Here is a 2074-nt window from a genome sequence, read left to right as displayed (position 1 = left end):
CCCTAACATTGGTAATCAAAATTCACTATCATAGTAATATATATTATAATTGCTATTCGAGAAAAACGTTGAATCAAAAATAACAAAGGGGCAATTACGCCCCAGTAGTTTATGAATATTGGTTATACATCCTTTACACGAATAGCAACCTGTAAAGATGCCCAATTCGGCCATCTTTTGCATAGTCAAACATACAAACTAAGCCCTTCATTTAAATCCTTTAATAAACGCCTCATAAGAATTAAGACGCAAAAAATCATCCTTTCGCATAAATGTTCCGTGATCATTATCAATAAAAATCTTTCTATCGGATGGAATAGATGCCACTAAACTTTGTACATAACGAAAGTCGTAAAATAGGCATGCAAAAATATTAAACGTATCAAATTCAGACGCTATTATTTCTTGTCCATAAGGTTCCATCAGATCGAACATATTGTTATCCTTTGATATGGAAAAATAACTTTCCTGTTCATTGGGAATATAATATTCAATTTCAGATTCATTTGCCTCCTTAAACTCAAATAAGTTCTTTGCATAGGCCTTAAAGTCGGATAATTCAAACGTTGAATCTGTTATTATAATCGCATCCTTCATGATTTTTATTTATTTTTCAGGAGTTATATACTCAATTAAGTCTTTAATATTCCTGAACGCCTTAATATTATTTGCTTTCATACTTTTTTCAACAGCTCCATCATAATAAGTCCTCTGGATCTGCGCATCATTCGTCTTCAGCTAGATTCAATACATCTCCAAAAGCAAGATTGCAAGCATTGTCAGAAAGTAAACAACTAAATTGTCTACCACCCATAGCTTCATTCTGTCTTGGACTTTCAAATTGTACACCCTTAATTAAATAAATTATATCTCTTTTTATTAGTCTCATATTAACCATCGGAACAACAGAATTGGGGAAGTTCAAAACTGCAATTAGACCAAGGCTTGTTTGAAAAACCTGCGAAACTATAACTTCCATAATTTCATTCACTTTTTGTAGCTCCCTTTAATGTATTATAAAATTCCTGCCAAGTCTCCTTAACCTTTTGTATTTCAGCCATTTCTGATTCAGTCCCCTATTTCTTTCCAATTTTAAGCAAATGGTCTTGAGATTCAATTTCTAACCGAGCTTTGCTTAAAACATCTTGCACATATTCTCCAACATATTTGATTCTTCGCATGTGATGAATTGCCGCTTCCAAAATTTGAGGTCGAGATGCGACATTACCTACAAGAATACTTCCCTCAGTCCAATAATCTGAAAAATGCCGGTCGAAAATAAGCTGTAGAAATTCAATCAATTCTTCGTTAGAATTATAACAGATATTTCTTTAGTAGACGATCTAAACCAAATGAATTCGTATCCAAAATAGCGCTATATTATGCACCTAATAATTCAGGGCTATTTCAATGAATTTAAAACTTCGTTAAGGGGGTTTTCAATTAAGCGAAGAGTAAATGGTTGATAGGATGCATAGTAAACTTTACCATCTAAATCAATGACGATATATTGTCCATCTTCAACCTCTCCTATGGCAAAATAATCTTTCCCATTCAAAAGAACTTTATTAACATCTGACTCATTTAGTAATTCTGCCTGCTTAGCTCCTATTATAGATTTCAGCTCTTTAAAATCATCATTTTCGAAGTAATAAATATATTGCTTGCCTATGTCGATCTTTGAGGAATCAAATTTAAATTTTCTAGATGCAGGGACCCAAAATCCTATCACAACTCCGTAATCTATGTGGACATTTAATTCCAAATATCCATTACTTATTTGATCAAATACAAAAATTCCTTTAATAGCTCCCCCCCTACCTGATTTATCTTCGAACCTATTCAAAATTTTAATATTATAATTAAAATTGGTATAATTAGGAAGCGGACTTTGAATCATTCTTCGACATCCAATTATTAAGCCCTCAGCGAGTTGTCGATAAATTCGGGGATATTGATCTTGTAGCTTCTCAAAAATAAGCAACATCAACGAGTTGTATTGCCCATTGTCTTTTTTCTTGAAAAAATTAAACATTATAAATTTGTTTTAATTTATCAATAGTTAGGTAGTTTT

3 protein-coding genes are annotated in these 2074 nt (G+C 32.2%); all 3 read right to left on the bottom strand.

Features of this window, described 5'->3' with window-relative positions; genetic code table 11:
* Positions 1-207: 207 nt before the first annotated feature.
* The 3 genes from BW716_RS34845 to BW716_RS34835 all read right to left on the bottom strand — a co-directional run bounded on the left by BW716_RS34845 (position 208) and on the right by BW716_RS34835 (position 2035).
* Positions 208-597, bottom strand: coding sequence for a hypothetical protein (locus tag BW716_RS34845; RefSeq protein WP_083730648.1), 390 nt, complete (start codon positions 595-597; stop codon positions 208-210).
* A 127-nt stretch (positions 598-724) separates the two neighbouring features.
* Positions 725-979, bottom strand: a complete 255-nt coding sequence (locus tag BW716_RS34840; RefSeq protein ID WP_143709228.1) for a hypothetical protein — start codon at positions 977-979, stop codon at positions 725-727.
* Positions 980-1402: 423 nt separating this feature from the next.
* Positions 1403-2035, bottom strand: a complete 633-nt coding sequence (locus BW716_RS34835) for a hypothetical protein (protein WP_083730646.1) — start codon at positions 2033-2035, stop codon at positions 1403-1405.
* Positions 2036-2074 lie beyond the last annotated feature (39 nt).

Source organism: [Flexibacter] sp. ATCC 35208, from assembly GCF_001975825.1.
GTDB lineage: Bacteria > Bacteroidota > Bacteroidia > Chitinophagales > Chitinophagaceae > Chitinophaga.
The sequence above is the reverse complement of the archived record's forward strand: the minus strand, read 5'-3'. Positions and strand labels throughout refer to the sequence as shown.